This window comes from Corallococcus aberystwythensis (assembly GCF_003612165.1).
Classification (GTDB): domain Bacteria; phylum Myxococcota; class Myxococcia; order Myxococcales; family Myxococcaceae; genus Corallococcus; species Corallococcus aberystwythensis.
Map to the genome: position 1 here is coordinate 1 of NZ_RAWK01000147.1, position 25,289 is coordinate 25,289.

The following is a 25,289-nucleotide window of genomic DNA, read 5'->3' on the forward strand; positions in this document are numbered from 1 at the left end:
CACCGACACCAGCCCGCGCCTCCCCTCTTCCCCGGAGCGCACGCCGCGTCCCACGGCCGTCGCGAGCCTGGACCCGCAGGACGACGCGAAGCCCGCGCGCGACAGCCGGCGCCCCGTGTCCATCCTCGTGCGCCCCTACGGTTCCATCCGCGTGGACGGCGGTCCCGCCGGTACGCAGCAGCTCGCGCAGCACGACGTGCAGCTGCCCCCGGGCTCGCACACCGTCATCGTCTCCTGCGGCTACTGCGAGGACGCCACGGAGACCATCGACGTGAAGCCGGACGGCGAGAACGTCTTCCGCCTGCGCGCGCTCTTGAAGTCCTCGCAGCTCTCCATGGACTACCAGCCGCCGGACGCCACCGTGCGCGTGGGCGACGTGGAGCGCACCGCGCACGACAGCCTCCAGCACCCCTTCGACATCCGCTCGCCTCGCGGCCCCGCCAGCTTCCAGCACCGCGTGGAGGTGGAGATCTCCTCCCCCGGCTACAAGACCGAGAAGCGCGTCGTCCTGCTGGAGCCCGGCAAGCCCACCACCCTGCGCGGGAGCCTGGCGCCCGAATGAGCCGCGGCCCGCTGCTTCTCGTTGCCCTCGTCCTGGCCCTCTTCGGCCCCGCGTCCGCGCGCGCCCAGGCGCCCGCCACCGCGGATCCGGAGGTCGCGGCCCTGCGCTCGTCCTTCGAATACGGCAAGTACGCCGAGGTGCTGGATCGCGCCGGTCAGCGCATCGACCGGGGCGACCTGCCCGAAGAGGACCTCGTGGAGCTGCACAAGCTCGCGGGCCTGTCCGCCTTCAACCTCAACAAGACGGACGAGGCCGAACGCCACCTGCGCGCCGTGCTCCGGCTGGACCCTGACTTCAGCCTGGACCCCTTCGTCGTCCCGCCCCCGGCCGTCGCCTACTTCGAGGACTTGAAGAACCAGATGGCCGGTGAGCGCGATTTCCTCCGCCAGGAGCAGCGCCTGCGCCTGGAGCGCGAGAAGGCCGAGCAGGAGCGCCGGGAACAGGAGCGCGTCGCGCTGGAGACGCAGCGCCGCCGCGCGGAGGAGCTGGCCCGCCAGGTCACCGTGCGCACGGTGGAGAAGCGCAGCTTCCTGGTCAACTTCGTCCCCTTCGGCGCCGGCCAGTTCCAGCAGGGCCGCAGCGGCATGGGCATCGCCTTCGCCGCCACCGAAGGCGTCATGGCCATCACCAGCATCATCGCGTTCTTCGCGTACGACTCGCTCTTCGAGGAGCGGTTCGTGAACCTGGACAACGTGCTGGACGAGGACGGCCGCGCGTCCATCCCGGTGCGCTACATCCCCACGGACCGCGCCCGGCAGGCGGACACCTGGCAGCTGCTCCGGCTGGCCTCCGCCACCGGCTTCTACACCGTCTACGCCCTGGGCGTGGTGGACGCCGTCTACCACCACGAGGACCAGGTGGTGAGCAGCACCACCGTGGAGTCCCGCCCCGAACCGAAGCCCTCTCCTTCCGTCTCCCAGGCCGCGCCGCCCCGCGTGCGGCTGTACTCCACCCGTGGTGGGCTGGGCGCCGGCTTCTCCCTCGCGTTCTAGCCCCCAGAAATCCAAAGTCCGCCCATGGCCAGCCTCACCGTCCGCACCCCCGATGGAAAGGTCCGCACGGTCTCCCTGCTCAAGCGCATCACCAGCCTGGGGCGGGGATCCGACAACGACGTGCCACTGGAGGACGCCAGCGTCCCCTCCAATGCCCTGCACGTCACCTTCGACGGCACCCGCTACGAAGTGGGCAGCCTGGGCGCCACCTTCCACGTCAACGGCAAGCGCCGGGACAACCACGCGCTCGCCACCGGCGACGTGGTCAAGGTCGGCGGCACCGAGCTGACCTTCTCCCGCGAGGACGCCCCCCGCGAGCCCGTGCGCCGCGAGGTGCCCGAGCGCGAGGTGACGCTCGCCTCCGCCGCCACGGCGTCCTCCGACTCGCACACGGCGGAGCTGCCCGGCGTGGTGGGCCGGGAGCTGGTGCTGCTCAAGCGGCTGACCGCGTTCAGCGAGCGGCTCTTCGGCAGCTACGACGTGGACCGCATCCTGGAGAGCCTGCTGGACGAGGCCATCGAGGTGACTCGCGCCGACAAGGGCTTCCTCATCCTGATGGAGAGCGGCGAGCCGCGCGTGAAGGCCGCGCGCAACGTGGCGCGGGAGAACATCGAGGACGCGGTGGAGAAGCTGTCCGACTCCATCATCGCCAAGGTGGTGAAGGACCAGAAGGCCATCATCGTCGCGGACGCGCTGGACGCGCCGGAGTTCAAGGCCAGCGAGTCCGTGGTGAACCTGAAGGTCCACTCCGTCATGTGCGTGCCCGTGATGCACAAGGGCGACCTGTTCGGCGTGCTCTACGTGGGCAACGACCGGCTGGTGAACCGCTTCGAGCCCAAGAGCATGGACATGCTCACCGTGTTCGCGGCGCAGGCGTCCCTGCTCCTGCAGAACGCGCTGCTCGTGAACGACCTCAAGCTCGACAACACGGAGCTGCGCCGCAAGCTGGAGGACCAGCGCTACGGCGACATCGTGGGCGCGTGCCAGGGCATGCGGGACGTGTACAAGCGCATCGACAAGATCGCCCCCACGGACATCTCCGTGCTGATTACAGGCGAGACGGGCACGGGCAAGGAGCTCATCGCCCGGGAGATCCACCGCCGCTCGCCGCGCACCAAGGGCCCGTTCATCACGGTGAACTGCGGCGCCATCCCGGAGAACCTGCTGGAGAGCGAGCTGTTTGGCCACGCCAAGGGCGCCTTCACCGGCGCGGTGGCCACGCGGCCCGGCAAGTTCCAGGCGGCCATCGGCGGCACGCTCTTCCTGGACGAAATTGGCGAGATGCCGCTCCAGCTCCAGGTGAAGCTCCTGCGCGCGCTCCAGGACAAGGTCGTCTACAAGGTCGGTGAGAACCGCGGCGAGCCGGTGGACATCCGCGTGGTGGCCGCGACGAACAAGATCCTGGAGGACGAGGTGAAGCGGAACATGTTCCGCGAGGACCTCTACTACCGGCTCAACGTCGTCACCGTGAAGCTGCCGCCCCTGCGCGAGCGCGGCGAGGACGTCATCGTGCTGGGCCGCTTCTTCCTGCAGAAGTACGCGCGCGAGTTCAACTCCAAGGCGCGCGGCTTCACGCCCGCGGCCGCCGTGTCCATGAAGAAGTACGGCTGGCCGGGCAACATCCGCGAGCTGGAGAACCGCCTGAAGAAGGCGGTGGTGCTGGCGGACAAGCCGCTGTTGGGCGCGGACGACCTGGACCTCAAGCCGGAGAACCTGGAGCCCATCATGCCGCTGCTCCAGGCGAAGGAGGAGTTCCAGAAGCGCTACATCAACGAGGTGCTGGCGCGGAACAACGGCAACCGCACCAAGACGGCCAAGGACCTGGGCGTGGACCCGCGCACCATCTTCCGCCACCTGGAGAAGCTGGAGGCGGAGAAGACGGGCGGTCCGCTTCCGCCGGACGAGAACGAGGAACTGCTATAGGGTTCCCGTCAAGCCACGCCATGCACCGCCACGCGCCGCGACAGTCCCGGGGCATCCTCCAGCCGCTCGTGGCGGCGCTGGGGCTCGCGGCCCTCGCGGCGGGTTCCGGTTGCCTCATCCCCCAGGACGAGGCGCTGCTGGAGAGCGTGCCCCAGTTCAAGAACCGGCCGCCGCGCATCCTGGAGGAGCAGGTGACGCCCTCCGAGCGCATCCTGCGCACGTTCGGCGTGGGCAGCTGCGTCCAGTCATTCAACGTGGTGGTGGAGGACCTGGACGTGGACGACCGCATCACCGTGGAGTGGTACGTGGACTACAACCCGTCCAACCCCACGGGCTACTACCGGCAATTCGTCCTCGCCAATACCGGCCAGCCCCAGCGGGATCTCCGCGGCGAGCTGAGCATGGACCTGCGCTCGGCCAACAACCCGCTGGCCCCGCCGGGCATCCACCTGGTGGAGGCGCTCGTGACGGACCGGCACCTCACCAACCGCCAGCCGGATCCCCCGGAGGAGGTCCTCCTCGCGGACGGCGGCGTGGTGAAGAACCCGGGCTTCGTCACCTCGTACTCGTGGGTGGTGAACACCGTGCCGGGGGACTGTCAGTGAGGCGCGCGCTCCAGGCCCTGGCGCTCGCGCTCGGGCTGACCGGGGCGGGCGCGTGCGGCTTCCTGGAGGACGAACCGCCCCCGGAGCAGCTCGTGTGCCGCTCCGACGCCGAGTGCGCCTCCGGCCAGGTGTGCTTCGTGGACGGCTGCGGCAACCCCGGCGGCGACATCGTCGTGGAGGTGCAGCCGCTGCCCAAGGCGGGCATGTTCGCGCAGGACTTCCCGGTGGACCGCCTGCGCGCGGAGCAGAACCTGGAGCTGTTCAGCCCCGTGCGCCTCAGGGGCGAGGTATCGCGCGGCACTGTCGCCACGGCGGATGGCGGCACCCAGGCCCTCCCCTACCGGGCCCCCATCCACCTGCTGGCCACGGGCGAAAGCCGCCTCATCCCGGGCGTCGCGCGGCGCTACGAGACGACGCTCACCCCGGCTGACGGCGCGTGGGTGCTGCCCGTGGGCAGCGGCGACTACACGGTGACGCTCACGCCGCTGGACCCGGGCCTGCCGCCGCTGTCGCGCACCGCCGCCGTGGATCCCGCCACGGGCGGCATGGTGGCGTTTGCTCTGCCCACGGCCTCGCGCGTGGTGACGCTCACGGGGACGCTGGTGCTCCAGGGCTCACGGCGGGTGGACGCGGACATGGAGGTGCAGGTGCTGGACGAGTCCCTGCGCCCCCTGTCCCAGCGCGCCCGTGTGGCCCGCGACACGGGCGCGTTCCAGCTGGCGCTCGGCGCGGAGGACGCCGCGCGCGACACGGTGCTCCTGCGCGCGACCCCCGTGAACGCCGGGGACCTGATGCCCTGGAAGACCTTCGTCGTGGATCCGTCCGCGGCCCTGGCCACCCCGCTGGAGCTGGGCGACCCCGGCGCCGTCGTCCGCGTGGAGGGGCGCGTCCTGGAGAAGGATGGACAGACGCCCATGGCCGGCGCGCGCGTGTCGCTCCAGGGCCGCGTCGCCGGTGGCGGGACGTTCAAGGGTGTGCCGGTGCTGACGGACGAGAAGGGGCGCTACCAGCTCCCGTCGCGGCCCGGCGTCTCGGATCCCCCGCTCACGCTCGTCATCGTCCCGCCGCCCAGCTCCCCCTCGCGCCTGACGCTCCAGCCGGTGGTGGTGCCGGCGGCGGACACGGTGTTGCCGGACGCGACGTGCCCGGCGCGGATGACGGTGGTGGGCACCGTGAACACCCCGGAGGGCACGGGCCCCGCGTCGGGCGTGCGCGTCGTGGCGGAGCCGGTGGGCGCCCTCACCGGCTGGCCGCAGCCGCCCCTGGGCTTCGAGTCGCCCCTCACCACCAACAGCGAGGGCAACTTCTCGCTGGCGTTGGATCCGGGTGAATACCGGTTGGACTTCCTGCCCGGGGAGAACCTGCCGCGCGTCAGCCGCTTCGTCACCGTGCCGCCCGCTGTCGACACGTCGGAGGTGCTGATGCTGGCCCCGTTCACCCTGTCGCGGGGCCGTTCGCTGAGCGGCCGCATCACCCTGCCCCCGGACCCGGCGGTGGCACCGGACGGCATCGCGGCGAACGCGTCCGTGCGCTTCTTCCGGGTGGTGACGGTGGCGGGACGGCCGGATTCGCTGCTGCTGGCGCAGACGGTGTCCGACAGCACGGGGCGCTACTCCACCGTGCTGCCCACGCGCTGAAAAACCGTCAGCCCTACCGGCCGCTGTCCTTGCGGCGCGCGGTGTCGAAGGCGGCGTGCAGCGCGTCCACCGCGCCGCCCACCTCGCCCGCGTACTGCACCGCGTGGATGGTGTAGAGGTCCTGCACCCGTGTGAGGTGGCGGTACACCGAGCGCAGCTCCACGCGCGCCGGGTCCCTCGACTCCAGGGCGCACTCGGACTCGGTCTTGCGCACGCGCGTGAGCCACTCCGTGCGGAAGCGCATCCATTCCTGGTCGACCTTGCGGGCGGGGAGGACGTGCACGAGCTTCTCGCGCTCGGACTCCAGGTCCTTCCAGTGTCCGTCCGCGGCGTCCAGGCACTCGCGCACGGTGAGCGGTGGCGTCACGGCCGGGGGCCGCTCGGGCGTCATCGCCGCCACGGAGTGCCCCACGCTCCAAATGATCCACAGCGAGAACAGCGTGGCCAGCGTGATGTGGACCCCGTACGCGGCGCCACGGTAGCGGCGGAAACGGGGGTCTTTCCGGGGGTCTGGATCGGACACGGGGCCCAGGTCTTACGACCCTGGACCCCGGGTGGCAATCCTTCCCTTACACACCGTCCGGAAGCACAAAACCCCGGACGGGCGCGGAAGGGGTGTGGCTACTGGCCCGCGGCGGGGGCGGCCACGGCCGGGGCGGCCTGGGGCGCGCCCGCCGGAGCGGCGGCAGGCAGCGCGGCGGCGTCGGAGCCACCAGCGGCGGCGCGCTTCGCGGAGCTCAGGCGGCCGCGGAACTGCGACAGGTACTGGGTGGCCGGGTACGTGGCCAGCGCGTCGCGCACCGTGTCCGCCGCCTTATCGAACGCGCCCGTCTCCTGGTACGACTGGGCGAGCAGCAGCATGGCGTAGTCGCGCGTCTTGGACTTCTTGTCGCCTTCCACGAAGCGGGCCAGCAGCGGCACGGCCTTGTCGTGCTGACGCAGCTGGTTGTAGGCGGTGCCCAGGAAGAAGGACGCATCCAGCGCGTCCGCCTCCGGCGGGTTCATGGCCAGGAAGCGCGACAGGTCCTCCACTACGGCGTTCATCTCGTTCCTGCGGAAGGCGATCTTGCCGCGCTCGAAGGCGGCGTCGCCCGTCTCGCGGCGCAGGATGGCGGCGCGGTCGTTCAGCGCCTGGCGCTCCAGCGAGGACAGCTTCTGCGTGTCCAGCTTCACCAGCGCGTCGATGCCCTTGAGGCGCTCGTCACCCGGCAGCGTGGTCATCATCTTGTAGACCTCACCCGCGGCGCGCTGGGCCGTCAGGTGCGAGGTGGTGTCCGCGCGCTGCTTCTCCAGCTGCCCGGAGAGGTCCGCCACCTGCTTCTCCAGCCGCTCCCGCTCGTTGGTGTTGCTGGAGCTGCGTGCGCCGTTCACCAGCACCGCGCCACCGACCGCCAGCACCGCGAAGAGCGCGTAGGCCACCGCCGAGGAGATCCACTGCCGCTTCTGGAAGTCCTCGTGACGCTTGCCAACCGCCTTCACCTCCGCATGGAGGTTCTTGAGCAGGTTGTCCGTCTTGATGACGAGGTTGCGCGACTCGATGACTTCGCGGCGGAGCTCGGAGAGTTCCTTGTCGAGGTCAGTCTTCGGCTGTTCAGAGGGGGGCATGGACATCTTCCTGGGACCGGAAATGACTTCGGCCGACTCACGCATGCTAGGGGACTCTCCGGGATGAGGGGCGGGTTCTTTTGTCGCTCCCCAACAGAGCCCTCCGTGCTCACCATTCCCCGGAGTCCCCGCTTCATCCGCGCCCGCCTGCTCTCGCGCTGGAACTTTCCGCAGCGCTAGAAGTTGGTCAGCGGCCGGGAAGGATCCGGCGGGAACGTATAGGTCACACCGAGCGCGAACCAGTTGCCGCCGCTGCTGAAGCTGAAGGGGCCGGGGTAGCTCGTCGCGTTCGGGGACTCCACGGGGCCGCGCAGGAACATGAAGCGGTACTCGGCGGTGATGCCCCACTTCGCGGACAGGCGGAGCGTGGCGCCAAGCGAGCCCACCCAGGCCTGGGTGACCTTCTCCTGGAGGGACGAGCCCTCGCGCGTCGAGGAGACGACGGTGGGGCCCGTGAGCAGACCGGCGAAGGGCACCAGCCCCTGTGGGCCGACGTCGAGCACGCCCTGGAAGCGCATGCCGATGAGCAGGCCATAGGCCACGGTGCTGACCTTGCGGGACACAGGGCCGTCGCCGCCGGGCTCGGACAGGCGCAGGTTCTGCGTGGTGCCCAGCAGGTCGATGCCTATCTCCACCAGGTCCGACATCGCGTACGCGAACGTGGCCACGCCAAGCGGCGCTCCCGAGGACTCCGGCCCGCGCTCCAGGCCGTTGCCTGGCCCCTTGGTGCCGTACCAGGAGTCGTAGAGCGTGTTGTTGGAGGTGAGGCGGTAGCCGGCCTGAAGGGTGATGCGGCCTACGCCGTCCAGGTTGGTGGGGGCGTTGTCGCCGCCCATGTCCTCGTCCTGGGCAAGGGCGGGCGCGGCGGCGAGTGCGAGGAGGAGCGGCAGACGGCGGAGCATCAAGGCGCGGAACCCGGGGCTTTCTGCCAGCACGGGCACAGACGGCCCGGTGCTACAGGCGTGTCGCACACCGTAGCCGGGGGGCCTCCCGCGTCAACTTTCCGGTTCGTTCCCCGCCGTGTCGATTTCGCGCCCTACCATTCGTCGCGCTTTTGAACCCGACGTTGAACCCGACGTTCCAGGAGACCTCCCCATGCGCTTCATGATGATCGTCAAGGCGAACAGCGACAGCGAGACCGGCCGGCTTCCCTCCACGGAGGAGCTGACCCAGATGGGCAAGTACAACGAGGATCTGGTGAAGGCCGGCATCCTGCTCGCGGGCGAAGGGCTGCACCCCAGCTCCAAGGGCGTCCGCGTGGCGTTCTCCCCCAAGGGGACCACGGTGACGGATGGCCCCTTCTCGGAGACGAAGGAGCTGATCGCCGGCTTCTGGATCATCGAGGTGAAGTCGCGCGAGGAGGCCATCGCCTGGGCGCGCCGCATCCCCTTCCAGGACGGCGAGGTGGAGGTCCGCCAGGTGGCCTCCGCGGAGGACTTCGCGCCCAGCGACCCCACGGGTGAGCTGCGCGCGAAGGAGGAGGCGCTGCGCGCGCAGGTCGAGGCCAAGGCCAAGGCCTGAGCCGTCAGCGAGCGCGCCGCTCCAGCTCCAGGAGCGGCATCTCCAGCACCACCACCGTGCCGTGCGTGCACGGGGGTGTGAAGTCCGCCCGGTCCAGCTCCCCCAGCAGCGCGCGCAACTGCGCGTCGGTGAGCGGCGACGAGGACGCGCGGCGAGCAGCGTGACAGGCCATCACGCGCACGGCCTCCGCGAGGCTCGTCACGTCCAGGGGCGCGCTGCGCGGCGGCAGCGCGCGCGACAGCGCCTCCAGGAGCGCGCGGGGGTCCACGCCCTCCAGGCCCGCCGGCACCGACTTGAGCGCGAGCGCCGTGCCACCGAAGGGCTCCACGTCCACGCCCAGCTTGAGCAGCGCCTCGCGGCCGTCCACCAGCGCCTTCACCGCCGCCAGGGACAGGTCCACCGTGGTGCCGAACAGCGACGGCGGCGGCGCCTTCGTGTCGTCGTCCAGCCGGCGCAGGTACGCGGTGAGGCGCGCGCGCTCCAGCGCGGCGTGCGGATCCAGCACCACCAGCGTGCCGCCGGGGCCTTCGCAGACGTGGAAGCGGCTGCCCAACAGGCCCATGGGGCGCAGCGCCGCGAAGTAGCCCGGGGGCGGGGCTTCGTTGAGCTGCGGCTGGGCCTCGCCGAACGCGGGTGTGCGGCCCGGCATCGCGGGGCCCTGGAACGGACCGGAGAACGCGCTGCCCTGCGCTCCACCATTCGGCGTGAAGTACGACGGCGTCAGCGGGCGCGCGGGCATGGAGGCGCCCGGGCCCCCCGGGGCGTCCATCGCGGTGGGCAGCGGCGCGCCCCAGGTGGCCTCCTGCGCGCGGGTGAGGAAGCGCTCCACGGCGTGCGCGTAGTGCGCGGCGTCGCGGGGCTGGGGGTTGGCGGCCTGCTGTTCGGGCGTGCCCAGCCACGGGGATGCGCGCAGCACGCGTGAGAGGGCGGCGCTCACCGCGTCCTGCACGCCCCGGGCGTCCGCGAAGCGCACCTCCATCTTCTGCGGGTGCACGTTGACGTCCACCGCGCGGGGCTCCACGTCGATGTGCAGCACCACCACCGGCTGGCGGCCCGCGGGCAGGAAGTCCTGGAACGCGCGCTGCACGGTGCTGATGAGGCCGCGGTCGCGGATGTAGCGCCGGTTGACGAAGGTGTAGAGGCCGCGCGCGTTGGGCAGCGTGTACTCGGGCGACGCGAGGTAGCCCGTGACGACGACGCCCAGCCGGCGCTCCTCCACCGGGAACAGGTGCGGGAAGGACGCGGGGCCCAGGGCCGCGGCGATTCTCTCGCGCGGATCATGTCCGCTGGCGGGGCTTGAGAACAGCTCGTTGCCCTCGTGCGAGGCGAAGAAGCCGACCTCCGGGTACGCGAGCGCCAGGCGCACCACGGCCTCCTCGCAGTGCTTGAGCTCGGTGGCGCCCTGGCGCATGAACTTGCGGCGCGCGGGCACGTTGAAGAAGAGGTCCTCCACGGTGATGACGGTGCCCACGCGGGGCGGCGCGTCCTCCACCACCGGCGGGCCTCCGCCCTCCACCGAGACCTTGGTGCCCTCGTGCGCGTCCGGCTCCGCGGTGTGCAGCGTGAAGCGGGACACGGAAGCGATGGCGGGGATGGCCTCGCCCCGGAACCCCATGGAGTCGATGTGGAAGAGGTCGTCCAGCTCCCGCAGCTTGCTGGTGGCGTGGCGCTCCAGGCAGAGCGTGGCGTCCGCGCGGCTCATGCCGTGGCCGTCGTCGGAGATGGTGATGCGCCCCACCCCGCCGCCCTCCAGCTCCACGCGCACGGTGCGGGAGCCCGCGTCGAGCGAGTTCTCGCACAGCTCCTTCACCACGGAGGCGGGACGCTCCACCACCTCGCCGGCGGCGATCTTGTTGATGAGCACGTCGCTCAGGCGCGCGATTCGGGACATGGCGATCAGCCACCCTCCGCGAACTGGATGACGTTGTCCAGAACATCACCGGCGCGCTCGGCTGACATTCCCGGACGCCTGGGCTAACACCCGCCCTTGCGAATGGAAGTGATCCGAGCAGGCAAGGGCCCGATGCGCATCGCGGTGACAGGCGCCAATGGCGACTACGGCAAGCTGCTGCTGCCGAGGCTGGAAGCGGACCCCGGCGTGGAGAGCATCCTCGTGCTGGACACGAAGGAACCCCCGCCCATGAGCAAGGTGGAGTTCCACCGCGTGGACCTCACCCGCTACGACGCGGAAGGAGAGCTGACGGACGCGCTCACCGAGCGCCCCGTGGACGCCCTCTTCCACCTGGCGTTCCTCTTCGGGCCCATCCTCAACGGCCCGCTGGCGCACGAGCTGGAGGTCATCGGCACGATGAACGTGCTGACGGCGGTGGGCCGGGCGCGGCTGCCCCGGCTGGTGGTGCCGTCGCTCACGGCGACGTACGGCGCGCGGGGCAACAACCCGGCGCTCCTGCGCGAGGGGTCTCCGCTGTTCGGCTGTCCGCACAGCCGGTTCGTGAACGACAAGGTGGAGGTCGAAGGCCAGGTGCGGGCGTTCCGCGAGCGGCATCCGGACACGCGCACGCTGGTGCTGCGCTTCGCGCCCCTGCTGGGCCCGAGCCTGGACAATCCGGCGACGCGGTTGCTGTCGCACGCCGTGGTGCCCACGCTCCTGGGGTTCGACCCGCTCTGGCAGGCAGTGCACGAGGAGGACGCGGGCCGGGCGCTGCACCTGGCGCTCCGGGCGGAGGCGGCCGGGGAGTTCAACATCGTGGGGCGCGGGGTGCTGCCCCTGTCGGGGCTCATCCGCCAGGCGGGCGCGCAACCGCTCCCCCTGCCAGGGCCGTTGTTTCGTGGAGCACTTCGCGCGCTTGGTGCGGTGGGGGCGGGCACGTTGCCGGTGGCCCTGCTCGACTACATGCATTACTCCTGGGTCGCGGACGGGGAGCGCGCTGAGTCCGCGCTGGGGTTCGTGCCCCTCTACCACGTCAGGGACGCCGCCTCGGCGCTCAGAAGGAGCCAGTCATGACCAAGGGTGTCCTCGGGAATGATCCCTTCCAGCGGGGCGCCGCGCCTCGCACGGGTGAGGCGAAGGACGCCGCGGCCGACCCGAAGGCCGCGAAGAAGTCCGCGAAGGGTGCGAAGAAGTCAGCGGGCAAGGCGAAGGGCGCCAAGGCCAGCGCGCCGAAGTCCGGCCCGCAGGCGAAGGCCCCCAAGGGCGGCAAGGGCGCGGAGGCGAAGCAGGCCGCCGCGGCGCCGAAGACGCCCGCGGCCAGGGTCCACAAGTTCGAGGCGCGCGCGGACGGGCGCGGGAATGGAAATGGGAAGCCCGCGCAGGACGCGCACGCGCCCGGCGACGAGGGCTCTCCGCTGCGCGAGCCCTCCACGCCGGAGCCCGCCTCCGAGCCCCGGCCCCAGGTGCTCGCGGAGGAAGTCCACGGCTCGCGCCCCCAGGAGCGCAAGGTGGATCGCGCCCTGACGGAGGCCCTCGCCTCGGACGCCGCGGAGGCCGCCGCGAAGACGGCCGTGGACGGGCTGTTCGAGGGACGCCGCGGTCCGGACCGCGACATCGAGCGCGTGCTCGCGACGGAGCTCGTCGCCGAGCTGGCCGAGTCCGCCGTGCGGCAGGTCCTGGACGACGGCGACGGCGGCGCTCCCGAGCGGGAGCTCGCCACCGCGGTCGCGACCCAGGTGGCCGAGGCCACCGCCGGCGTCGCCGTGGATGAAGTCCTGGACCGCCACGCCACCAGCCCCGAGGAGCGAGCCCTGCCCACCGCCGAGGACCGCGATGCCCGGGACCTCGAAGACGCGGAGGACGAAGCGACCGAAGGGGTCTGGACCGCCGACGCCTGGCGCCGGGACCCGAAGGACGTGCCCCCTCCCGCGGACAGCACCGAGGAGGTCTGGACCGCGGACGCGTGGCGCCGCGACCCGGAAGGCATCGCCGTTTCGGGCGATCCCGAGGAGGACGACGACTTCGTCAGCGGCGTGGAGCGCGTCGAGGAGAACGGCGTGCACATCTCCGTCTCCATCATCGAGGGCGCCGCCCCGACGGACGTGGATCCGGAGGTGGAGCTGCCCGACGAGTCCCACGACGAGCTGCCGCCCAGCCGCCGGCCCCTGTCGCTCGTGGGCGACGCAGGAGAGAGGCCCCTCGAGGAAGAGCTTGAGCGGGGCGAGGCCGCCTTCGACCGTCCGGAGGAATCCGCCCCGCCCGCGGGCTTCGCGGGCCGCGCGGTGGGCATGCTCTCCCTGGCGCGAGACATCGCCGGACAGGCGCTCGCGAGTGAAGGCCTGGGCCGCGCCGTGGGCGCCATGCATGGCCTGATGGAGGCCATGCGCACCAGCCTGGGCACCGGTGGCGGCAGCCGGCTGGACGACTACGGCAAGGACGCGGGGCTGGTGGAGAACCTCCAGCCCGTCCTCGACTTCCTCTACGAGCAGTACTGGCGCGTCTCCGTGGAGGGCATTGATCAGGTGCCCCGGGGCGCCTCCATCCTCGTCGCCAACCACTCTGGCGCCCTGCCCTACGACGGCCTCGTGATGTCGCAGGCGCTGCTGCGTGAGCGGCCGGATCTGCTCGAGGCCCGCTGGCTCGTGGAGGATCAGGTCTTCCACGCGCCCATGCTGGGCACGCTCTTCAACCGCCTGGGCGCCGTGCGCGCCTCGCCGGAGAACGCGCTGCGGCTGCTCGACGAGCACCGGCCGCTCGTCGTCTTCCCGGAGGGCTACCAGGGCGCGAGCAAGCCGTTCGCGGAGCGCTACCGCCTCAAGCGCTTCGGCCGCGGCGGCTTCGTGAAGCTGGCCCTGCGCACCGGCGCGCCCATCGTCCCGGTGGCCATCGTCGGCGCGGAGGAGACGTCCCCGCTCCTGGGCCGCCTCCCCGGGGGCTTCCTTGGCTTCCCGTCGCTGCCGATCACCGCGCCCGGCCCGCTGCCCGCCAAGTGGACCATCCGCTTCGGCGAGCCGCTGACCATGGAAGGCCTGCCGCCGGAGGCCGCGGACGACCTGGGCGAGGTGCAGCGGCTGACGGAGCGCACCCGCGAGTCCATCCAGAGCATGCTCCAGGCCCTGCTGCGCGAGCGCCGCTCCGTGTTCGCGGGCTGAGAGTCCTGAGAAGGAACCGGGGGCGTCAGCCGCAGACGCGGTTGCGCCCCTGGCTCTTCGCTTCGAAGAGGCGCTCGTCCGCCGTGCGCACCAGGTCCGCGGGCTCGCGGTGGGTCGGCTCCAGCGTGGCCACGCCCACCGACAGCGTGACGGGGATGACCTGCTTGTCGAACTCGAAGCGCTGCCGCTCCACCAGCTTGCGCACCTTCTCCGCGAGCTGACGGGCGCCGCCCAGGTTGATCTCCGGCAGCAGCAGCGCGAACTCCTCGCCGCCGTAGCGGGCGAAGACGTCCTCGCGCCGGATGCGCGTGCGCACCGTGGACGCCAGCTGCTTGAGCACCGAGTCGCCCGCCAGGTGCCCGTAGGTGTCGTTCACTTCCTTGAAGTGATCCAGGTCGAACATCACCAGCGACAGCACGCGCTCGTAGCGGCGGCTGCGGGAGATCTCCCGGTCCAGCTGCTCGTCGAAGTAGCGGCGGTTGTAGATCTGCGTGAGGCCGTCCATCGTGGTCAGCCGGTAGATCTCGTCGTGGTACGCCGCCTCGATGTTGCCGCCCGCGATGAACTTGAAGATGGTGCGGCCAATCTTCACCAGGTCGCCGTTCTGCAGCGACCGCGCCGACGCCGCGACGTCGTCGTTGACGAACGTGCCGTTGGTGGACCCCAGGTCCTCGATGCGCACGCCCTTGGTGGTGTTGGTGATGCGCGCGTGGTTGCGGCTCACCGCTTCCTGATCAATCTGGATGTCCGCCTTGGACGACCGGCCGATCAGCGTCTCTTCGCGCGCCAGGTCGTACTTGCGGCCCAGGTCCAGGCCGTAGATGACCACCAGCGCCGCGTCCAGGTTGACGGGCCGCTCGGAGATCTTCGAGATGACGGTGACGACCGTCTCCTTCTGGCCCATGACGGGGACAAAGGTACCACCGCGCAATTCGCGAAAGCGAATTCACGGCCGGAACGGGTGCCCCTCCAGGTCGCAGAAGCACTGACACCCTGGCGCGTCAGGGCACCCGCACCGTGCGCGCGGCGCTGACGGCGGGCTGCAGCGGCAACCCGAATGCGTCCACCAATGACGCCACCAGCGTCACCTCCCCGGAGCAGAAGGCAGGCAGGGTGAGCGACACCTCGCCCGAGCGCGTGGTCTCGTCGAACCGCCGCTGCGCGAAGTCACACTCCGAGCCGCCGCCGCGCAAGATGATCAGCACCCCACCCTCGTCGCCGTTGGCGGCCTGCGTCCCGACCTGGAAGCCGTCCACCCGCAGGCGCAAGGTGGCGTCACGGGGCAGGGACGCCCCCTCGGCGGGCTCCAGCCACGTCACCTGGGGCCGGCCGTAGTTCAGCGCGGACACGGCGCGCACCGCCGAGGCGAGCGGCTCGGGCGCCAGCCCCCCGGACTCCGCCAGCGCGGAGAGGTTCAGCGGGCGGCCCTCGGACGAGGCCACGGCCAGCGCCTCCACGGACAGCGACGCGCGCGAGCCCTCCGTGTCGCCCTGGAAGGTGCGGTCCTCCAGGCCCGAGGGGGGCACGGGCAGGCGCACGCCGGTGACAGCGCGGCGGCCATCCACCCACACCGTCCAGCGCCGGCCGGCCACGTTGGTGAAGGTCGCGCGCACCTGCGTCGCACCCGGCACCGAGGCGGCCATGCGCCACTCGCGCGGCAGCAGGCCGTGCCACAAAGACGCGTAGGGGTTGTAGCGGGCGCCCTCCGGGATGGCGAGGAACGCGTCGGAGAGCGTCACCGGCAGCAGGCCCTCCGGATCGAAGCGCGGCGCCTCCAGGGGGGACATCACCGCGCTGGTGGCCTGGCCCACGGACTCCTCGCCGCCGAACACTCCCGACGACGCAACCGCCGTCAGCCGGTAGGGCCGTCCCTCCAGGCCGTGATGGGCCGGCGCCATGCGCACGCGCACGAAGCCCGGCGCGGAGAGCCCCGGCTGCATGTCCGTGTTCGGATCCACCGGGTTGGCGTTGACGGCGGCGCCCAGGCCCAGCGGCACCGTGCCCCGTCCAGGCGCGGTCACCGAGCCCACCACCAGCGCGCGCGACAGGTAGCCGTCGCGGAAGCGAGGAAGCGGTGGGACGCGCACCACGAACGGGAAGGCCAGCGGGACCTGCTGGAAGTCCAGCGGCGTGAGCGGCGCGGGGGACACCGGTCCACCCGGGTCCGGCGGACGCAGGGCGAATTGCACGTCGCGCGCGATGGCGGAGGAGAACCGTCCCGACGGAGGCAGCGCGCGCGCCAGGAGCAGCAGCGGATCCGTGCCCGGATCCATCATCCCCGCGGGCAGCTCACCGGACGGCACCTGCGCGGTGAGGGCCCAGGCCGTGCGTGTGCCACAGCCCCCCGTGCGCACGGCCGCGTCCGGATCCGCCACGCCCCCGAGCGCCTTGTCGCACACCCCGGCGATGCCCGGCACGTCCACGGACTCCGGCGCGAGGACGCCCAGCCCGTTCACCCAGACGTTGGCGGGCACGTGGAACTGGCGCAGGAGTCCGCCCAGCGTGAGGTCCACGGTCCGGCCGGGCCCCTGCACCTGGGCGGGCGAGGCCTCCGACAGGAGCCCCGGCACGGACAGCCCGGCCAGGCCCAGGGACAGCGCGCCGGCCGCCCCTCCGGGCGCGAGGTGGGTGAAGGCGACACGAACCCCACCCGCGCGGTCCACCGGGTTGCGGCGCAGCGGCAGGCGCAGGTCGCGCGAGCCGTTCATGTCGTAGTTCCCCACGGTGAGGTAGCCGAAATCCGGGTGGAAGACGGACACCGTCGAGTCGTTCCAGGCCGCGAGCACCGCCACGCCCCGCGCGTCCGTCGACTCGCGCGCCGTCGTGCCGCCCAGCGCGTCCGCCACCACCACCGAGGCCGCCTCGACGGGGTGGCCCGTGAGCGCGTCCGTCACCACCACGCGGACCTTTCCCGCGGCCGTGTGCGGGGGCAGCACGGTGACGCTCGCGCGGCACGTGACGTTGCCTGTCCGGGCCTCCACCGCCTCCACCTCCGCGCCCGCCGACTCCAGCGTGAACGTGGCACCGGAACCGAAGCCGCCCCCCTTCACGCCTGGCGACACGGCGGACCAGATGAGCCCTTCCTGGAGGACGACGGGGTGGCCGTCACGGGTGGTCGTCCAGGCCTCGAAGCGCGGGCTGCTGCCCACGGGCGCGACGACGCGCTCGGGCACCACGCGGCAGGTCGTGACCGTCTGGTTCAGCGGGGGCTCGACGCAGTCTCCATCGCGGCACACCTCGTCGCCGGAGCAGTCCGAGTCCTGGCTGCAGAGCGCGGGGACACAGCGGCTGGCGTCACAGCGGCAGCCCAGCCCTTGCGACTCACACGCGGCGATGGCGTTCAGTTCCCCGCGGCGATTCACCGAACAGTCGAGGTCCGTGCGGCACGCGGGCTCACAGCGCGACAGGGCGGTGTTGCAGAAGAACAGCGCCGGATCCGCACAGTCCTGATCCACCGTGCAGGCGTCGTCCGCCCTGCCCCCATGGATGAAGGGCGCATCCATGTCGGACATCCCGCAGCCCACGACGCAGGCCAACAGGCATGCGAGCACGAAGCCGGGAGACCGGATCGGATGGGGGATGGGACGCATGGGAACTCCGAGGGGGACCGGCCTTGCCCTGACATTACAGGGGGAAAGGCCGCGACGCGACCCGCGATGGCACCGGATCCGCTTTCCCTGAACGCCGGGAACCCGGGCGCATCCAGCAAATCCGCCGGCCGGGCAGGCAAGTGTTGGTTGGCATCCGGCGCCAGGAGTTCCAGAATCGCCCGACGATGGCGCGCAGTGAACCGAAGACCTTGGAGAGCCTGTTGCCCCGGGTGCTGGCGCGCCTCGCGGGAGAGTCGGGCCGCGCGTCGTCGCTGATGCCGCTCTGGATTGCCGCGGTGGGAGAGAACATCGCGCGCCACAGCCGCCCGCACCAGCTGGACGGCACCACGCTGGTCATCTCCGTGGAGAGCGCCGAGTGGGCCCAGGTCCTCACCCGCCAGGCAGACTCCCTCCGCGAGCGCTTCAACGAAAAGCTGGGCCCCGGCACCGTGAAGACGCTCGTCTTCCAGTTGGAGTCGCGATGAGGGGCGTGCTGCTGGGCCTGCTGCTCGCGGGCGCGTCCGCCGGCGCGCAGGCTCCGGCGGTGGTCTCCGTCCCAGTCCCAGTCCCGGACGCCGGGGCGCTCCCCGTCCCCGCGGAGACGCCCCAGGCCCAGGAGGCCCGGGCCCGGCTGCACGTCCAGCGCGAGTTCGAGCGTGTGGGACGGCGCGCGCCGTCCTCCGACAAGGCGCTGGAGGCCGCGGCCCGGAGGCTCGCGCGCGAGGCCCTGGCGGAGTTCACCACCGGCGCCCCGGACCTGCGCACGCTGACGGAGGCGGTCAGCGACTCGGGCGCCGCGGATCCGTCCCCGAAGGTGCTGGTCATCCGCGCCTGGGTGCACGCGCACGCCATCGAAACGTTCCTCGCCCGCACGGACTTCAACGACGAACGGGTGAGCCACTTCGGCGTGGGCGTGGCCTTCCTGGGGGAGCGCGCCGCGCTGGTGCTGCTCACCGCGGACCGCAAGGCGGAGGTGCTCCCCTTCTCCCGGATGCTCGCGAAGGCCGGGACGGAGAAGCGCGTGTGCGGCCGGCTGGTGCCGCCGCTGCTCAGCCCGCAGGTCTTCGTCACCCGGCCGGATGGCGAGGTGGAGGGCGTGAACCTGAGCCGCGCGCCCACCGGCACCAACGGCTTCTGCGCCTTGGTGACCTTCGCGACGCCCGGCAGCTACACCGTGGAGGTGGTGGGCCATGGGAACGCGGGCCCGGAGGTGGCGTCGCTGTTCCTCGTCCAGGTGGGCGCCCGCACCGCGCGCGGTGGACAGGAAGCGCAGCGCGAGCCCACCACGCTGGCCGAGGCCCGCACCGCCCTGTACGAGCGCATCAACACCCTGCGCCGCGCGCACAAGCTGCCGGAGCTCACGCCGGACGCGACACTGGAGGACGTGTCCCTGCGCTACAGCACGCGCATGGCCACCGAGGGCTTCTTCGCGCACATCGCGCCGGACGGCTCCACGCTCACCCGCCGGTTGCCGGAGGGCACGCGCTATGTGCGCGCCGGAGAGAACCTGGGGCTGGCGGCCGGACCGCTCGCGGCGCACTTCGGCATCGAGCACAGCCCCGGCCACCGCAAGAACCTGATGGACCCCGCGTTCCGCTTCATGGGCGTGGGCGTGGCGTTCCAGAAGGTGGACGGCCGCGACCAGGCCATCGTCACCGAGGTGTTCACCGCGGCCTCCCCCGGCGCGTCGCTCCCGGCGGACCCGGTGTCGGACGTCTACGAGGCCCTGTCCCGGCAGCGCGCCACGCTCAAGCTGCCGCCGCTGGTGCGCAGCGAGGCCCTGGAACAGCTGGCGCGCGAACACGCCCGCCGCGCGCTGGCGCAGGACGAGCCCGCCGCTGGAAACGGCGACCCGTCCCCGCTGCACGAGCGGGTGTTCTCCGCGCTGCCGGACGCAGGCACCGCGTCAGTGGACTTCTTCGTCGTGGGCGACCCGAACGCGGTGCCGGAATCACGCAGCCTGGCCACCGCCACCAACACCCGTGTGGGCGTGGGACTGGTGCGGGGCAACTCCAAGCGCTTTGGCCAGGGCCAGTACTGGGTGGCCGTCATCTACGCCGCGGTCCCCTGAAGCCGTGGCGTCAGGAAGCAACCGCGACGCGGACTCCGGCCACGTCCGGACTTCGGGCGTGGCCGGGGACAAGCTCGCGCGGGCCCGGTGGACTGGGCCCATGTCAGATGTCCTTGTTAGACAGGACGGCGCTGCGTGGCGTACGCCTCCAGCCCCATCTGCGGAGGAGCCAGGTTGGCGTACATGGGGCACTTCATGCACGTGAACGACTGCCAGCCGCGACGGACCGCCTCATCGAGGCAGTTGTCGTAGTGGTTGCAGTTCAGGTTGCGATGCGTCTCGACGCCTGCCCGCTTCGGGCCGGCTTCGGGATTGATGGTCTGCGGCAGATCGGATGGACACGGCTTCATGGAGCCTCCCCTATGAGCTGTTTCCCCCCCCGAGGTCTGTGAACGAGCAGTGCTACCGACGACAGGTGTTCCTGACACGACTGCGTCCGGAGTAGCGCTCAACGGCGGCGCAACGTAAGGATTCCCTCCGGATGGCGCAACGGGCCGACAACCCCGCGGGACCAGCCCGTGGCGGCGGGATCTAGGACTTGTCGGGCCGACTGTCAAACCGACCCCCGCCCACCTGGTGGGGAATGTCGACTGCAAACCTCTCGTTCCGAAGCCGCAAGGCCGCGAAGTGAAAGGAAGAATCCCATGAGTTGGACCGGCTGGGTGGCGGGTTGGGTGACGGGGGTGGCGCTGGGGCAATCCCCCACGACGCTGGAGGCCGTCCGCCTGCACCGGTCCGACGCGGCAGCGCTCGCCCGGGCGGAGCTCACCGCCTGCGAGAAGACGAAGTGCCCGGACGCAAGCCGCCTGGGCCTGCTCGCCGGGACGCTGGTGCTCTCCGACGGGGACGCGGCCCTGGCCCGGGACCTGCTCACCCGCCACGCGCCCCCTGCCCCCCTGGAGGCCTTCCACGCCTTCTACCTGGGCCAGGCGCGCTTCTACGCGGGCGACCCCAACGGCGCGGCGAAGGACTTCGAGCGGGCCCTGGAGAAGGCCTCGCCGGCCCTGGCCGTGCGCGCCCGGGCCCGCCTGGGGGAGTCCCTCCTGGACGCACACCGGCCCAGGGACGCGGCCCCGGTGCTGGAGTCGGCCGCGGCGGCGCAGCCCACCCCGGAGCTGCTCTTCCAGCGCGCCCAGGCCCGCGAGGCCACCGGCAACGCCGCGGGCCTGAGGGCGGACCTCAAGACGGTGGCGCTGCGGTTCCCCACCCACCCCTACGCGGACGAGGCGCTGGAGCGGCTGGCCGCGCTGAAGCCCCCGGTGAAGCTCACCCTGCCGGAGCACCTCCAGCGCGCCCGGGGCTTCCTCTCCGGCGACGCGGCGGAGCGGGCGGAGGAGGAGCTGGCGACAGCGGAGAAGCGGGGGCTGGTGAAGGGCGCTCCCGCCCAGGCGCAGGTGGCGCTCCTGCGTGCGCAGGTGCTCTTCGCGCGCGGCAAGCGCGAGGAGGCGGAGAAGGCGCTCGCGGTGGCGCGCAAGGGGCCGCCGGCCATCGCCGCGGAGGCCGCGCTGGTGGTGGCGCGCCGTGCGCTGCGCTCGGATGACAACGAGAAGGCGCGCAAGCTGATGGCGGCGCTGGACAAGGCCTACCCGTCCCAGGCCGCCGGTGAAGAGGGCGCGTTCTTCGCCGCGTGGCTGGACCTGCAGGGCGGCCGCTTCGAGGACGCGGCGAAGTCCTTCGCGGACTACGAGAAGCGCTACAAGGGTTCGCGCCGCCGTGACGAGGCGATGTGGTTCCGCGCCCTCTCGCACATCCGGCTGGAGCAGTACGCCAAGGCGCGCCAGGCGCTGGATGACCTGGTGACGGCCTACCCGAAGACGACCATGGCGCCGCAGGCGCGCTACTGGCAGGCGCGCACGGAGGAGCTGGGCGGCGGCAAGCCGGCGTCGGTGGGGCCCGCCTACGAGGCGGTCATCAGCGCGGCGCCCGCGTCGTTCTACGCGCTGCTCGCCACGGAGCGGCTGCGCGAGCTGGGACGCACGCCGCCCGCGGCCTTCCCGCAGCCTCCGAAGCAGCTCACCCTCCCCCGCCCGCCGGAGCTGGAGCTGGCGGTGGCACTGACGCGCGCGGGCCTCTTCCGCGACGCGGCGGACGAGGTGCAGTCGCGAGTGTCGGGTCTGCGCAGCGCGGACCAGGCGCTCCCGTTCGCGCACGCGCTCCTGCAGTTGGGGGAGTACGGCCACGCGCACGTCGTGGCGGCGCGCCACCTGTGGGGCCGGGCCTTCGGGGCCAAGGCGCCGGACGCGCTGGCCGCGTTCTACCCGCGCGCGTTCGCCCAGGCGGTGGAGACAGAGGCCACGCGGCAGGCGCTGGATCCGTTCCTCGTGTGGGCCATCATGCGGCGGGAGAGCGCCTTCCGCCCGGAGGTCATGAGCGCGGCGGACGCGCGCGGCCTCATGCAGATCATCCCGCCCACGGCGACGGAGATCGCCACGAAGATGGCGGAGCCCGCGCCCGCGCCGGCGGACCTCTTCGCCCCGGAGCGCAACATCCGCTACGGCGCGTGGTACCTGGCGCAGCTGATGAAGCGCTTCGCGCACCCGGCGCTCGCGGCCGCGGCCTACAACGCGGGCCCCAAGGCGGCGGTGCGGTGGACGAAGGAGCGCGGCACCCTGCCCCTGGACCTCTTCGTGGAGTCCATCCCCTACCGGGAGACGCGCGGCTACGTGAAGCAGGTGGTGGCGGACCTGTACCTCTACCACCGCTTCTACGAGAAGGACGGCACCCAGGCCCGGCTGGCCCTGGAAGTGCCCGCGCCCTCCGAGGACGGCGTCACCTTCTGACGAGGCAGTGACGGCTCAAGCGCCGCGCCAGCACGGGCGGCGCGGGCGCTTCGGCGCGCGGGGTCTTCAGCCGCCGCGCGAGGCCCGGCGGCGCTCGATTTCGAGCTCCAGCGACCGGACCACCTCCGACAGCGGCATGCTGCTGGAGTCCACGTGCACCGCGTCGTCGGCGGGCTTCAGGGGCGCCACCTCGCGCCCGGAGTCCGCGGCGTCGCGGCGTGTCTGGTCCTGGAGGACGCCCTCCAGGCTGCTGTCCACGCCCTTCTGGAACAGCTCCTCGAAGCGGCGGCGCGCCCGCACCTCCGGGTCCGCCGCGAGGAAGAACTTCACGTCCGCGTCCGGGAACACCACCGTGCCGATGTCCCGGCCCTCCAGGATGGCGCCCGACGGGGCCTCCAGCGCCAGCCGCCGCTGGAGCGCCAGGAGCCCCGCGCGCACCACCGGCCGCCCGGACACCTGCGACGCGCCCATGGAGATGGGGGGCGTGCGGATCTCCCCGGAGACGTCCTCGCCGCCCAGGAAGACGTGGTTCTCCTCGCCCACCACCTGGAAGTGGATGCGCACGCGCCCGAGCAGCTCGCCCAGCTTCGCGTCGTCGTCGAACGCGATGGCCTCGCGCGAGGCCATCAACGCCACGCAGCGGTAGATGGCGCCCGTGTCCACCAGCGCGAAGTTCAGCCGCCGCGCGAGCAGCTTGGACACGGAGGACTTGCCCGCCCCGGCCGGCCCGTCGATGGCGACGATGAACGGGCGCGCGCTCATGACAGGGCCTCCTTCAGCGCGGCCACGCACCGGGCGTTCTCCTGGGGCGTGCCCACGGAGATGCGCAGGCAGTTCGGGTGGCCGTTGCCCGCCATGGGCCGCACGATGACGCCCCGGCGCAAGAGCTGCTCGTACACCGCGGCGGACGGGCGGTGGCAGTCCACGAAGACGAAGTTCGCGTGGCTCTCCGTCAGCGTGAGCCCCAGCTTCGGCAGCTCCTCGCCGAAGTAGCGCAGGCCCTCGCGGTTGTTCTCGCGCGTGCGCTTCACGTGCTCCGTGTCCTCCAGCGCGGCCATGCCCGCCGCCTGCGCCACCGTCGTCAGGTTGAACGGCATGCGCGTGCGGTGCACGTAGCCCGCGAGCTTCGCGTCCATCACCGCGGAGCCCAGCCGGATGCCGGCCAGGCCGTGGATCTTGCTGAAGGTGCGCAGCCCCACGAGGTTCGGGTGCGCGTGGAAGAGCTCCACGGCGCTCGCGTAGTCGGGCCAGTCCACGAACTCCGCGTAGGCCTCGTCGTGGACGACGAGCACGTCCTTCGGCACCGCCGAAAGGAACGTCTCCAGGTCCTTGCGGCCGAAGGTGGTGCCCGTGGGGTTGTCCGGGTTGGCCAGGAACACCATGCGCGTGCGCTGCGTGACGGCGCGGGCCATGGCCTCCAGGTCGTAGCGGAAGCCCTCGCGCATGGGCACCTCCACGAACGCCCGGCCGTGCGCCTGCGCGGAGATGCGGTAGGCCGGGAACGAGCCCTTGCACAGGAGGATCTCCTCCTCCTGCGTCGTGAACGTGCGGATGAGCAGCTCAATCAGCTCATTGGACCCGCTGCCCAGCACCACTTCCTCCGGCTTCACGCCCAGGTGCGCGGCGAGCCTGCGCACCAGGTGGAAGCTGGTGGCGTCCGGGTACAGGTTCACCTGGCCCGCGGCGTTGCGCATGGCCTCCACCGCGCGGGGCGACGGGCCCAGCGGGTTCTCGTTGGAGGCCAGCTTGATGACGCCCTTGAGGCCGTACTCCCGCTCGGTCTCCTCGATGGGCTTGCCCGGGACATAGGCCTTGAGCGTCTCAACGTAGGGCGGAACGAGCGGTCGCATGGGATGAGAACCTCTATTTGCCGGAGAACATGCCGAGCGCGCGGAACTTGTCGTAGCGGTCGCGCACCAGCGCGTCCGGGGACAGCTCCGCCAGCTGGCCCAGGTGCTTGCGCAGCGTCTTGCCCAGCGCTTCCGCCGCCTTGGCCGCGTCGCGGTGCGCGCCGCCGGGAGGCTCCGGAATCACCTCGTCGATGATCTTCATCTCCAGCAGGTCCTGCGCGGTGGGGCGCATCGCGTCCGCGGCCTTGTCCGCCTTCGTCGCGTCGCGGAAGAGGATGGAGGCGCAGCCCTCCGGGGAGATGACGGAGTAGACGCTGTTCTGGAACATCAGCACGCGGTTGCCCACGCCAATGGCCAGCGCGCCGCCGGAGCCGCCCTCGCCCACCACCGTGGAGATGATGGGCACGCGCAGCCGGCTCATGACCTCCAGGTTCACGGCGATGGCCTCCGCCTGGCCGCGCTCCTCCGCGCCAATGCCCGGGTACGCCCCCGGCGTATCCACGAAGGTGAGGATGGGTTTCTCCATCCGCTCGGCCAGCTCCATCAGCCGGCGCGCCTTGCGGTAGCCCTCCGGGCGCGGCATGCCGAAGTTGCGCGCCATGTTCTCCTTCGTGTTGCGCCCCTTCTGATGGCCGATGAGCATCACCGTCTTGCCGTCGAAGCGCGCGAAGCCGCCGACGATGGACGGGTCCTCGCCGAAGTGCCGGTCCCCGCACATCTCGAAGAAGTCCGTGAAGAGGTACTGGACGTAGTCCAGGAAGTACGGGCGCGCGTTGTGGCGCGACAGCTGCACCACCTGCCAGCGGGTCAGGTCGCTGAAGATCTCCGTCTGGAGCTTCTTCGCCTTCTTCTCCAGCTTGGAGATCTCCGAGGAGAAGTCCACGGAGCCGCTGGTGGAGAGGACCTTCAGCTCTTCGATCTTCTTTTCCAGCTCGATGAGCGGGCGCTCGAAGTCGAGCGCGTAGCCAATGCCGGTTGCCATGGCGCCGAACTAGCACCAGGGTTCAGCCCTTTCAACGCGCAAGCGGTTACGCACCCCCTGGAATGTCCCGGGGAACGGCCCGTCTGGAGCCACATGATCCTCGTCCTCTCCCTGGCCCTGGCGTTGTC

General features: G+C 71.7%; 20 protein-coding genes and 1 pseudogene. 11 read left to right on the top strand and 10 right to left on the bottom strand.

Going from position 1 to position 25,289, the window contains the following annotated elements:
* The 5 genes and pseudogenes from D7W81_RS23580 to D7W81_RS23600 form a co-directional block, all read left to right on the top strand.
* Nucleotides 1–562: pseudogene (locus tag D7W81_RS23580) on the top strand (carboxypeptidase-like regulatory domain-containing protein); the annotation flags it as partial.
* Nucleotides 559–1,554, top strand: coding sequence for a hypothetical protein (locus D7W81_RS23585; protein WP_120557649.1), 996 nt, complete (start codon nt 559–561; stop codon nt 1,552–1,554). The pseudogene D7W81_RS23580 and the gene D7W81_RS23585, both read left to right, overlap by 4 nt.
* 24 nt (nt 1,555–1,578) lie before the next feature.
* The gene (locus tag D7W81_RS23590; RefSeq protein WP_120557650.1) at nt 1,579–3,477 is read left to right on the top strand and encodes a sigma 54-interacting transcriptional regulator; all 1,899 of its coding nucleotides are present in this window, start codon (nt 1,579–1,581) and stop codon (nt 3,475–3,477) included.
* A 20-nt stretch (nt 3,478–3,497) separates the two neighbouring features.
* Nucleotides 3,498–4,082 carry a hypothetical protein gene (locus D7W81_RS23595; protein WP_120557651.1) on the top strand — a complete coding sequence of 195 codons (585 nt, stop codon included), beginning with the start codon at nt 3,498–3,500 and terminating at the stop codon, nt 4,080–4,082.
* Nucleotides 4,079–5,719 (top strand): peptidase associated/transthyretin-like domain-containing protein, encoded by a 1,641-nt coding sequence (locus tag D7W81_RS23600; RefSeq protein ID WP_244227381.1) that lies wholly within the window; start codon nt 4,079–4,081, stop codon nt 5,717–5,719. The genes D7W81_RS23595 and D7W81_RS23600 overlap by 4 nt, the downstream gene beginning before the upstream one ends.
* Before the next feature lie 13 nt (nt 5,720–5,732).
* Here D7W81_RS23600 and D7W81_RS23605 read toward each other — a convergent pair whose 3' ends face one another.
* The 3 genes from D7W81_RS23605 to D7W81_RS23615 all read right to left on the bottom strand — a co-directional run bounded on the left by D7W81_RS23605 (nt 5,733) and on the right by D7W81_RS23615 (nt 8,226).
* A complete protein-coding gene (locus tag D7W81_RS23605) occupies nt 5,733–6,242 on the bottom strand; it encodes a hypothetical protein (RefSeq protein ID WP_208721438.1) in 510 nt (169 codons plus the stop codon).
* A gap of 98 nt (nt 6,243–6,340) precedes the next feature.
* Nucleotides 6,341–7,324: a tetratricopeptide repeat protein gene (locus tag D7W81_RS23610; protein WP_120557654.1), complete on the bottom strand. Its 984-nt coding sequence runs from the start codon at nt 7,322–7,324 to the stop codon at nt 6,341–6,343.
* Nucleotides 7,325–7,500: 176 nt separating this feature from the next.
* Complete coding sequence (locus D7W81_RS23615; RefSeq protein ID WP_120557655.1) at nt 7,501–8,226, bottom strand: hypothetical protein; 726 nt, start codon at nt 8,224–8,226, stop codon at nt 7,501–7,503.
* Nucleotides 8,227–8,419: 193 nt separating this feature from the next.
* On the opposite strand from D7W81_RS23615, the gene D7W81_RS23620 reads away from it, so the two are divergent.
* Complete coding sequence (locus D7W81_RS23620) at nt 8,420–8,845, top strand: YciI family protein (protein ID WP_120557656.1); 426 nt, start codon at nt 8,420–8,422, stop codon at nt 8,843–8,845.
* A 4-nt stretch (nt 8,846–8,849) separates the two neighbouring features.
* On the opposite strand, the gene mutL is transcribed toward D7W81_RS23620, so the two are convergent.
* Nucleotides 8,850–10,736: a DNA mismatch repair endonuclease MutL gene (gene mutL / locus D7W81_RS23625; RefSeq protein ID WP_120557657.1), complete on the bottom strand. Its 1,887-nt coding sequence runs from the start codon at nt 10,734–10,736 to the stop codon at nt 8,850–8,852.
* A 102-nt stretch (nt 10,737–10,838) separates the two neighbouring features.
* Between mutL and D7W81_RS23630 the strand changes: the two genes are divergently transcribed.
* Both D7W81_RS23630 and D7W81_RS23635 read left to right on the top strand, forming a co-directional pair.
* Nucleotides 10,839–11,810, top strand: a complete 972-nt coding sequence (locus D7W81_RS23630) for an SDR family oxidoreductase (RefSeq protein ID WP_120557658.1) — start codon at nt 10,839–10,841, stop codon at nt 11,808–11,810.
* Nucleotides 11,807–13,888, top strand: a complete 2,082-nt coding sequence (locus D7W81_RS23635) for a lysophospholipid acyltransferase family protein (RefSeq protein ID WP_120557659.1) — start codon at nt 11,807–11,809, stop codon at nt 13,886–13,888. The genes D7W81_RS23630 and D7W81_RS23635 overlap by 4 nt, the downstream gene beginning before the upstream one ends.
* Nucleotides 13,889–13,913: 25 nt before the next feature.
* Here the strand turns inward: D7W81_RS23635 and D7W81_RS23640 are convergent, their stop codons facing one another.
* On the bottom strand, nt 13,914–14,792 hold the full coding sequence (locus tag D7W81_RS23640; RefSeq protein WP_120557660.1) for a GGDEF domain-containing protein: 879 nt from the start codon (nt 14,790–14,792) through the stop codon (nt 13,914–13,916).
* 97 nt (nt 14,793–14,889) lie between these two features.
* The gene (locus D7W81_RS23645) at nt 14,890–17,391 is read right to left on the bottom strand and encodes a carboxypeptidase regulatory-like domain-containing protein (RefSeq protein ID WP_158621671.1); all 2,502 of its coding nucleotides are present in this window, start codon (nt 17,389–17,391) and stop codon (nt 14,890–14,892) included.
* A 272-nt stretch (nt 17,392–17,663) separates the two neighbouring features.
* Here D7W81_RS23645 and D7W81_RS23650 point away from each other — a divergent pair, with 272 nt between their 5' ends.
* Entirely contained in the window at nt 17,664–17,963 is a 300-nt protein-coding gene (locus D7W81_RS23650) for a DciA family protein (protein WP_120557662.1), read from the top strand.
* Nucleotides 17,960–19,549 carry a CAP domain-containing protein gene (locus D7W81_RS23655; RefSeq protein WP_120557663.1) on the top strand — a complete coding sequence of 530 codons (1,590 nt, stop codon included), beginning with the start codon at nt 17,960–17,962 and terminating at the stop codon, nt 19,547–19,549. Before D7W81_RS23650 ends, D7W81_RS23655 begins: the two co-directional genes overlap by 4 nt.
* A gap of 116 nt (nt 19,550–19,665) precedes the next feature.
* Here the strand turns inward: D7W81_RS23655 and D7W81_RS23660 are convergent, their stop codons facing one another.
* Nucleotides 19,666–19,899, bottom strand: a complete 234-nt coding sequence (locus D7W81_RS23660) for a hypothetical protein (protein WP_014396719.1) — start codon at nt 19,897–19,899, stop codon at nt 19,666–19,668.
* 294 nt (nt 19,900–20,193) lie between these two features.
* Here D7W81_RS23660 and D7W81_RS23665 point away from each other — a divergent pair, with 294 nt between their 5' ends.
* A complete protein-coding gene (locus D7W81_RS23665) occupies nt 20,194–22,329 on the top strand; it encodes a lytic transglycosylase domain-containing protein (protein ID WP_120557664.1) in 2,136 nt (711 codons plus the stop codon).
* A gap of 66 nt (nt 22,330–22,395) precedes the next feature.
* On the opposite strand, the gene cmk is transcribed toward D7W81_RS23665, so the two are convergent.
* From cmk to D7W81_RS23680, 3 genes are read right to left on the bottom strand one after another with little or no spacing between them, the layout of a single operon-like run.
* Nucleotides 22,396–23,091 (bottom strand): (d)CMP kinase, encoded by a 696-nt coding sequence (cmk, locus tag D7W81_RS23670; protein ID WP_120557665.1) that lies wholly within the window; start codon nt 23,089–23,091, stop codon nt 22,396–22,398.
* A complete protein-coding gene (gene hisC, locus D7W81_RS23675) occupies nt 23,088–24,179 on the bottom strand; it encodes a histidinol-phosphate transaminase (protein ID WP_120557666.1) in 1,092 nt (363 codons plus the stop codon). The genes cmk and hisC overlap by 4 nt, the downstream gene beginning before the upstream one ends.
* Nucleotides 24,180–24,192: 13 nt before the next feature.
* Complete coding sequence (locus D7W81_RS23680; protein WP_120557667.1) at nt 24,193–25,161, bottom strand: acetyl-CoA carboxylase carboxyltransferase subunit alpha; 969 nt, start codon at nt 25,159–25,161, stop codon at nt 24,193–24,195.
* Nucleotides 25,162–25,289: the final 128 nt, after the last annotated feature.